The organism is Salipiger sp. HF18 (assembly GCF_011806505.1).
Classification (GTDB): domain Bacteria; phylum Pseudomonadota; class Alphaproteobacteria; order Rhodobacterales; family Rhodobacteraceae; genus Salipiger; species Salipiger thiooxidans.
Genome location: NZ_JAATOS010000170.1, coordinates 1 through 8,084, shown reverse-complemented (window position 1 = coordinate 8,084; position 8,084 = coordinate 1). Strand labels below are relative to the sequence as shown.

The window sequence follows — 8,084 nt, the reverse complement described above, 5'->3', positions numbered from 1 at the left end:
TAACCCACCAGCGACACCGCGTAGTAGCTGATCGCCACCACCGAGAGCCCCTCGACCGTGTGCTGCAGCCGCAGCTGCATGTCGGCGCGCCGGTCCATGCTCGCCAGCAACTCCTGGTTCTGGGCCGAGCGCGTCACCTCGACCCGGGTGCGCAGCAGCTCGCCCGCCCGCATCGCCCGCGCCGACATCGCCTCGAGCCGCCGCTCGGCGCTCTTGACCGTGCGCATGGCCGGATCGAAACGGCGCACCATGAACTCGCGAAAGGTCTGCCGGCCGTGGAACCTCTCCTCGCGCAGCACCGAAATGCGGCTGGTGACCAGCGCCTCGTAGGCCGCGGTGGCCGAGAGCCGGAAGGCGGTCTGCGCCGACAGCGTCTCGAGCTCGGAGGACACCCGCAGAAGCGACCGCAGCGTCTCCTCCTCGGGCGCATCGCCATGGGTCATGGCGGTCATCAGCCGGGTGAGCTCGGCGTCGATCTCGGTCATCCGCGGCGCGATCGCCCGCACCCGGGTGAAGCCCAGCATCGACATCGCCTTGTAGGTCTCGATCTCGCAGACCCGCTGCACCACGCGCCCGACCCGGCGCTCGCCCACGCCCTTGCGCGGGAACACCCCGAAGCGCAGGTGCCCGCCCGCGTCGATGCGGAAATCGCCGGCGATCACCACGGCGTCGTCCACGACGCGGCTCACCGCCACGCTGTCCGCCACCAGCCAGTCGTTGATCATGGTATTGACCGCCTCCTCGTCGGCGACGCGCTCGCAGATCCGGATCATCGCCGAGGTCACCCGCACCCCGGGCGCCGACGCCAGCCAGTCGCCGGGGAAGACGTCGAAATCCGCCGGATCGAAGGGCCGCTCGCCGGCACCGCTCAGGAACACGGTATAAGTGACGAACTCGGTGTGCTGCTCCCATTTGAGCACGTGCTGGCCGATCGGCGCCGAGAAATGCGTGGCACCGGGCTGCGGATGCTGGGTGCCGTAGCGGTCCAGCAGGTCGAGCAGGTGGGCGGTGTCCTCGCCCCGGTCGCGCGAGGCCGCGTCATGGGTCTTCTTGATCGCCAGAAAGACCGCCCGGGCCGGCGCACGCAGCGACGGAAACGGGCGGGCGTGCAGCTCGTTGGCAAGCTGGTAACGCAGCGGGTGGTCCTGGATCGTCGGCATTCACGGGTGTCCTGCAAGCAATGTGCGCCAGAACCTACAAGCCGCGACACCAAAGTAAAGACAAATTCCCCTTGGGTTTCAGCATCTTACAGGAATGCAGCGGTATACAGACCGGCAAGCCCCGGAAATCCCAGCGCTTTGTTCAGCCCCGGGCGTAGCGCGACACCATGCTGTAATCCTTGCGCGGCCCCCGCACCTGCCAGCGCACCTGCCACTGCGGCCAGTCGCTGAAATCGTAGCGGACATCGTACTGGTCCGGATCGCACCAGTGGCCGGTCTCGCCGCCCTCTGCCGGGACCTGGTGAAAGAACCGCCCGTCCTCGAACCACACCGACAGGTCCGCGCCCCAGCGATAGCGCCGCTCGGCAGCGAAACGCCCCGTGGGCAGCACCAGCTCGCCGGTCTCGACGTAGAGCGCCCCCGCGCCCTCGGGCACCCAGCGCGCCACGCCCTCGAACCGCCCGCTGCCGCCCGAGGCCTCGCGGATCTCCCGCTCCAGCCGCCATTCTCCGATAAACGCCTCCAGCCCGCGCACGGCCCGCTCCTTCATCTTGCCCATAAACTCCGGGGGGAGCGCGACAGCGCGGGGGGCAGAGCCCCCCCTCCGCCCGTGCCGCCCGCGACAGGCCCCGGACACCGCGCGACAGCCTCCACACTTGCCGCCACGGCCCTTCCGCCCTATGACGCGCGCAATTCCAGTGCAACCCCGAGGACCGCCCATGATCCCCCGTTACGCCCGCCCCGAGATGACCGCGATCTGGGAGCCCGCCACCAAGTTCCGCATCTGGTACGAGATCGAGGCCCACGCCTGCGACGCCCAGGCGAAGCTTGGCGTGATCCCGCAAGAGAACGCCGACGCCGTGTGGAAGGCCAAGGATGTCGAGTTCGACGTCGCCCGCATCGACGAGATCGAGGCCGTCACCAAGCACGACGTCATCGCCTTCCTCACCCACCTGGCCGAGCACGTGGGCTCGGACGAGGCCCGCTTCGTGCACCAGGGCATGACCAGCTCCGACGTGCTCGACACCTGCCTCAACGTGCAGCTGGTGCGCGCCGCCGACCTCCTGCTGGGCGGCGTCGACAAGGTCCTCGCCGCGCTCAAGAAGCGCGCCTTCGAGCACAAGGACACCGTCCGCGTTGGCCGCAGCCACGGCATCCACGCCGAGCCCACCACCATGGGCCTCACCTTCGCGCGCTTCTACGCCGAGATGGACCGCAACAAGAACCGTCTCGAGAAGGCCAAGTGGGAAATTGCCACCGGCGCGATCTCGGGTGCCGTCGGCACCTTCGCCAACATCGACCCGGCGGTCGAGGAGCACGTCTGCGAAAAGCTCGGCCTGCGCCCCGAGCCGATCTCGACCAAGGTCATCCCGCGTGACCGCCACGCCATGTTCTTCGCCACGCTCGGCGTCATCGCCAGCAGCATCGAGAACATCGCCATCGAGATCCGCCACATGCAGCGCACCGAGGTGCTCGAAGGCGCCGAGTTCTTCTCGATGGGCCAGAAGGGCTCCTCGGCGATGCCGCACAAGAAGAACCCGGTGCTGACCGAGAACCTCACCGGCCTCGCCCGCCTCGTGCGCATGACGGTGATCCCTGCGATGGAGAACGTGGCCCTCTGGCACGAGCGCGACATTTCGCACTCCTCGGTCGAGCGCGGCATCGGCCCGGACGCCACCATCACCCTCGACTTCGCGCTGAACCGCCTCGCGGGCGTCGTCGACAAGATGATCATCTACCCGCAGAACATGCTCGACAACATGAACAAGTTCCCGGGTCTGGTGATGTCGCAGCGGGTGCTGCTGGCGCTGACCCAGGCCGGCGTGAGCCGCGAGGACGCCTATTCCATGGTCCAGCGCAACGCGCTCAAGGTCTGGGAAGAGCGTCTCGACTTCCGTGACCTGCTGCTGGCCGACGAAGAGGTGGTCAAGGCGCTCGGCGTCGACGGCATCAAAGAGAAGTTCGACATGGGCTACCACACCAAGCACGTCGACACGATCTTCCGCCGCGTCTTCGGCGAGGCCTGATCGCGCCCTTCCGGGGGCGCCCTGCCCCGGAGACGACCCACGACCTACGACAAGACCCGGGACACGATCCTCCGAACACACCCCGGAGGTTGACCCAAGCCCCCGTGCCGCTCCTAATGGTCCTGCCAGCGGAGCGGCACTTGCGCGGCTCCGCAGCCCAGACGGAGCGCCGACATGACCCCCGAACAGATCATCGCCGCCGTGGCCCTGCTCACCTCCGAACCCGACCCCGCCTTCGACACCCTGCGCGACGGCGGCTTCGACACCCGCTACCCGGTCACCGTCGAGGCCTGCCCCGAGACCACGTCGCCCCTCGACATCGAAGGCCACACGCTGATCTGCGGCACGGTGAGCGTGCCCGAGGACTATGACCTTCCCGACGGCCGCCGCGTCCCGCTCGAGTTCGCGGTCGGGCGCGCCCAAACCACCCAGCCCTTCCCCGACGCCATCGTCTACCTGCACGGCGGCCCCGCAGGCGGCAGCCTCGCCTCCATCGCCGCGATGACCGACGTGATCCTCGGCGGCCACCGCGCCCATCGCGACGTGGTGAGCTTCGACCAGCGTGCCGCGATGCTGTCATCGACCACAGTGCGCTGCCACGAGGCGATGGCAGAGAACATCGTCGGCATCGTCCGCAAATCCGCCGGAAAGCCCGAGATCGAGGGCGAAGAGCTCAGCGACGAGACCCTGCTCGCCCCCTGCATCGAAGAACTCAAGGCCAGCGACGCGGATCTGTCTGCCTACAACACCGCCAACAATGCCCGTGACGTGCAGGCGGTGATGTCGGCGCTCGGATACCCGGAATACAACATCTTCGGCATCTCCTACGGCTCACGGCTGGCGCTCGAGGTGCTGCGTACCGCGCCCGAGGGCGTGCGCGCGGTGATCATCGACGGCGTGGCCCCGCCCAACGTCCAGCTCTACGACGACCTCTTCGGCCCCCATGCCGACGCGCTCGAGGCGATGTTCGACCAATGCGCCGCGGACGAGGGCTGCGCCGCGGCCTACCCCGACCTGCGCGAGAAGACCGAGGCGCTCGGCGACATCCTGACCGAGACGCCGGTGCCCGCCGCCCGGGGCAAGCCCGAGATCTCGGCCTCGCTCTTCTACACGCTGGTGAGCCAGCGCACCGCCCACAGCGCGCTGTGGGCGCGCGAGCTGACCGCCTACCTGCCCCGCATCATCCACGAGCTCTCCGAGGGCGATGCCACCACGCTCGACTGGTATCTCGACACCTTTCTCGAGCCCGAGCTGAAGCAGCCCGCCGACCTGCTCGACGGCGGCGCCGAGCGTCTCAGCGACGACGAGCGCGCGCTGGCGCTGGCGGCACTGGCCACGGCGCAATCCATGCAGGCGCAGACCAGGACCGTCGCCGCCGCGCTGCAACAACTGAAGCATGACCTCGTGACCGGCGTGACCGCGGTTTCGGTCGCCGAGGCCTTCGACCAGCGTGTCACCGAGGCCGGGCGCGACCTGACCCGCGAGAGGCTCTTCGCCGCGGCCAGGGACTACGCCCGGATGCTCGCCGGCCCGCGCAGCCGCGAGGCCATCGCCGATTGGGTGGGCAGCCATTTCGTCGGCCCCGACCGCGAGGCGCTGCTGTCACTGGTGGCCGCCATGAGCGAGGACGACGTGCGCCGCACCTTCGATCTGGGCGAGACCGAGATCACCGGATTCGAGAGCGCCGTTGAAGGCGTCATGGGGCTTTATATCTACGCCTGCCAGGAGGATTTCCCCTACAACTCGCCCGAGGGGTTCGAGCAAAGGCTCGCTGACTTCCCCTATTCGCTGGTGACGACCGAGGTCATGCAGACCGAGATCCGCAGCATGTACGAGACCTGCGCGCTCTTCGACCCGGCCCCGCGCGAGGGCTTTCACGAGCCGGTGCATTCCGACGTGCCGGTGCTGGTCGCGGGGGGCACCAACGACTCCCAGACGTCGTGGAAATGGTCGCCGCTCGCTGCCGAGACGCTCGGGAATTCCCGCGTGGTGATCTTCCCCAACGCGGGCCACGGCGCCAGCCTCTACTCGGACTGCGGCATGGACATGAACGTGAAATTCATCCTCGACCCCGGAGCCGAGCTCGACTCCGCTTGCGTGGAGGCGCTGACGCCCCGCTTCGTGCTGCCCGACACGCCCCTGCCCTAGGGCCTGCCACGGGGTGCAAACCGGCACGCGGGCGGGATCCCGCCGAAATGCGCCTCTCGGAGGAATTTTTTTGCCGTAGGGTAAACTCGTGCTACCGTTGAATCACGCCAAACGGAGGACGCAAGATGACGATCAAGGCTCTTCTGACCGCCGCCGCACTCATCGCGGCCCCACTGTCGGCGAGCGCAAACTGTATGGGACACAGCGACGCGCGCATGACGTGTGCCGACGGCACGGTCTTCGACTCCGTGTCCGGAACCTGCAAGGTTGTTTCGGGCTGACGTACCTCTCACGGGACACCACGAGGCGGCCGTTCGCGGCCGCCTTATCCGTTTGTTTTTCCCGCATCCGTCGGCATCGGACGGCCCCGCGGTGAGGCTTCGTTAACCCAGCCGCGGTAGCACTTGGGCATCCCGACCGGAGCGATCCAAGATGCCGAATCTTTCCCCGTTCGCAGCACTTCCGGGCCCGATGGGCGGTCCCGCGGGGCTCACCCGCCGCGCCAAGGCGGCAATCATCGTGCAGTTCCTGCTGAACGAGGATGCGGATGTGCCGCTGTCCTCGCTGCCCGACGACCTTCAGGCCGAGCTCACCCAGCAGCTCGGGCGCATGCGCTACGTCGACCGCGAGACGCTGAACCAGGTGATCGAGGAATTCGCCGACGAGCTCGAGAGCGTCGGCATGTCCTTTCCCGGCGACATGGCGGGCGCGCTGTCGGCGCTCGACGGCAGGATCAGCCACCGCACCGCCGCGCGGCTGCGCAAGGAGGCCGGCGTGCGCCAGACCGGCGACCCGTGGGAACGGATCAACAAGCTCGACGAGGAACGGCTCGAGGCGCTGGTCGTGGGCGAGTCGATCGAGATCGCCGCGGTGATGATGTCGAAGATCGACACCGCCAAGGCCGCCAAGGTCATCGCCCGACTGCCCGGCGACCGAGCCCGCCGGATCTCCTACGCGATCTCGATGACCGCCGGCGTCAGCCCCGAGGCGGTGGACCGCATCGGCCTGTCGCTGGCCGCGCAGCTCGACGCCGAGCCGCCCAAGGCCTTCGAGAAGAAGCCCGACGAGCGGGTCGGCGCGATCCTCAACTACGCCGCCAGCGCCAAGCGCGACGAGCTGCTGGAGGGGCTGGAAGAGACCGACAGGGAATTCGCCGAAAGGGTGCGCAAGGCAATCTTCACCTTCGCCAACATCCCCGAGCGTCTCAAGAAGTCGGACGTGCCCAAGATCACCCGCGACGTGCCTACAGACGTGCTCGCCACCGCCATCGCCTCCGCCTCCTCCGAGGCCGAGATGGCGGCGGTGGAGTTCATGCTCGAGAACATGTCCAAGCGCATGTCGGGCTCCCTCCGCGAAGAGGCGGCGGGCATGTCGGTCAGCGCCAAGAAGGGCGAGGCGGCGATGAACCAGGTAATTTCGGCCATCCGCGACCTCGTCGCCGCCGGCGAGGTCGAACTCAAGGACCCCGACGCCGACGATGAGGACTAGGCGCTTGGCGCCACGGAGCCTGCGGGGCGAGGGCCGTGTTCTCGGGGCCTTGGGGGCCAGTGCCCGGGCCATGGGTCTCGGGCACCGGACCTCGGGCGCTGGGTCTCGGGGCAGTGCCCGGGCCATGGGGCATTGCAGGAAGACCCCGGACCGCGTGTCCTCCGTGAAGAGCGCCCGATCGCCACGGGTCAGGAGATGCCGGCGCCCGGACAGGGGGGGACGGCCGGGGAAATCGGTTCCGGGCGCACGCCGCGAGCCCCTGCCCCCTTGAGGTCAGGCGCCGCCGAACAGCGCCTCTGCTTCCTCGGCCGTGTAGCGCCCGAGCCGGACGTCCTCGGCCACCAGCGCACGGTCGCGCATCGCAGGATCGCCATAGCCGCCGCCGCCGGGTGTCTTCACCCGCACCCGGTCGCCCGCCGCCAGCGAGATGTCCTGCGCCTTGGAGAGGTGCTCGGGCGTGAAGCTCTCGCCGCCCCGCGTCACCCGCACCTCGTTCACCGCGCCGTCTCCGCCGCCGAGCACGCCCTGCGGCCCGAAGCGGCCGTGGTCCATCACGAAGCTCGCCCGCGCGTTGCCCCTGAGGATCTCGACCTCGTAGTCGAGCCCGAAGCCGCCGCGCTGCGCGCCCGCCCCGCCCGACCCCTCGCGCAGGGCGTAGCGGTGGTAGAGCACCGGGAACTGCTGCTCCATGATCTCGACCGGCGGCGCCTTCGAGATGCCGATGGTCGAGCAGCCGTTCGAGATGCCGTCGCCGCCCGCGTAGCCGCCGTAGCCGCCACCCGAGATCTGGTACATCACGTAGCTCTGGCCGGTCTCCGGCACCTCGCCGCCAAGCGCGAAGTTGCCCGACGAGCCCGCGGGGGCCGCGCTGACCTTGCCCGGCAGCGCCTCGACCAGCGCCGCGAACACCGCCTCGGCGATGCGCTGGCTGACCTCGGCGGCGCAGCCCGAGACCGGGCGCGGGTAGCGGGCATCGAGGAAAGTGCCCTCGGGGCGCAGCACGGTCAGCGGCTCGAAGGCGCCGGCACTGATCGGCACATCGGGGAAGATGTGCCGCATGGCGAGGTAGACCGAGCTCAGGGTGGTGGCGATGACCGAGTTCATCGGGCCCTGGCAGGGCGGGCTGGAGCCCGCGAAATCGAAGCTCAGCCGCTCGCCGTCGGCGGTGATCGCGAGCCTGATCTCGAGCGGTTCGTTCACCACGCCGTCGCTGTCGATATAGGCGGGGGGGCGGGGGACGCCCCGCGGGGTCTGCGCGCTC

7 protein-coding genes are annotated in these 8,084 nt (G+C 69.0%); 4 read left to right on the top strand and 3 right to left on the bottom strand.

The features are described 5' to 3' along the window. Together HC022_RS14480 and HC022_RS14475 are read right to left on the bottom strand one after the other, a co-directional pair. The coding region (locus HC022_RS14480) for a DUF3422 family protein (protein ID WP_167452923.1) at nt 1-1,160 on the bottom strand (1,160 nt) is incomplete at its 3' end. A gap of 142 nt (nt 1,161-1,302) precedes the next feature. Further along, nucleotides 1,303-1,719, bottom strand: a complete 417-nt coding sequence (locus HC022_RS14475; protein WP_167452922.1) for a DUF6314 family protein — start codon at nt 1,717-1,719, stop codon at nt 1,303-1,305. 160 nt (nt 1,720-1,879) lie between these two features. Here HC022_RS14475 and purB point away from each other — a divergent pair, with 160 nt between their 5' ends. From purB to HC022_RS14455, 4 genes are all read left to right on the top strand, one after another. Beyond that, nucleotides 1,880-3,187 (top strand): adenylosuccinate lyase, encoded by a 1,308-nt coding sequence (gene purB / locus HC022_RS14470; protein ID WP_167452921.1) that lies wholly within the window; start codon nt 1,880-1,882, stop codon nt 3,185-3,187. Nucleotides 3,188-3,361: 174 nt separating this feature from the next. Then, the gene (locus HC022_RS14465; protein ID WP_167452920.1) at nt 3,362-5,335 is read left to right on the top strand and encodes an alpha/beta hydrolase; all 1,974 of its coding nucleotides are present in this window, start codon (nt 3,362-3,364) and stop codon (nt 5,333-5,335) included. 125 nt (nt 5,336-5,460) lie between these two features. Further along, nucleotides 5,461-5,616, top strand: coding sequence for a hypothetical protein (locus HC022_RS14460; RefSeq protein WP_040384082.1), 156 nt, complete (start codon nt 5,461-5,463; stop codon nt 5,614-5,616). Between the two features lie 151 nt (nt 5,617-5,767). Continuing rightward, nucleotides 5,768-6,823: a flagellar motor switch protein FliG gene (locus tag HC022_RS14455; RefSeq protein WP_089957309.1), complete on the top strand. Its 1,056-nt coding sequence runs from the start codon at nt 5,768-5,770 to the stop codon at nt 6,821-6,823. Between the two features lie 273 nt (nt 6,824-7,096). On the opposite strand, the gene HC022_RS14450 is transcribed toward HC022_RS14455, so the two are convergent. Then, nucleotides 7,097-8,084: hydantoinase B/oxoprolinase family protein (locus tag HC022_RS14450; RefSeq protein ID WP_175583577.1), on the bottom strand; the 988-nt coding region annotated here is incomplete at its 5' end.